This window comes from Streptomyces doebereineriae, assembly GCF_031845645.1.
GTDB classification, from domain to species: domain Bacteria; phylum Actinomycetota; class Actinomycetes; order Streptomycetales; family Streptomycetaceae; genus Streptomyces; species Streptomyces canus.
In genome coordinates this window covers 1-434 of sequence record NZ_JAVREZ010000386.1, presented here as the reverse complement: position 1 = coordinate 434, position 434 = coordinate 1, and the positions used below count along the sequence as shown (strand labels likewise).

The 434-nt window shown below is 71.7% G+C and carries 1 protein-coding gene; it reads left to right on the top strand.

Translation table 11 applies throughout. The features are described 5' to 3' along the window. Positions 1-44 precede the first annotated feature (44 nt). Positions 45-434 (top strand): SAM-dependent methyltransferase (locus tag RNB18_RS52425; protein WP_311721107.1); only part of this gene is annotated, 390 nt, incomplete at its 3' end.

Sequence of the window (434 nt, the reverse complement as noted above, 5' to 3'; positions counted from 1 at the left end):
ATCGCGAGCGAGGAAGAGTAGTGAACTCCCCAGTGACTTCCCCGGTGAAAGACACCAGCACGGGCCGCCTCTACGGCGTCGGCCTCGGCCCCGGCGACCCGGACCAGATGACGCTCCGGGCGGTCCGGGCGATCGGCGAGGCGGACGTGATCGCGTACCACAGCGCCCGCCACGGCCGTTCGATCGCCCGCTCCATCGCTGCCGCGCACCTGCGGCCCGACCACATCGAGGAGCCCCTGGTCTATCCGGTCACGACGGAGACCACGGACCACCCGGGCGGCTACCGGGGCGCGCTGGAGGAGTTCTACGAGAAGGCCGCGGCCCGGCTCGCGGCGCACCTGGACGCGGGCCGGACGGTGGCGGTCCTCGCCGAGGGCGACCCGATGTTCTACGGCTCGTACATGCACATGCACAAGCGGCTGGCCGACCGGTAC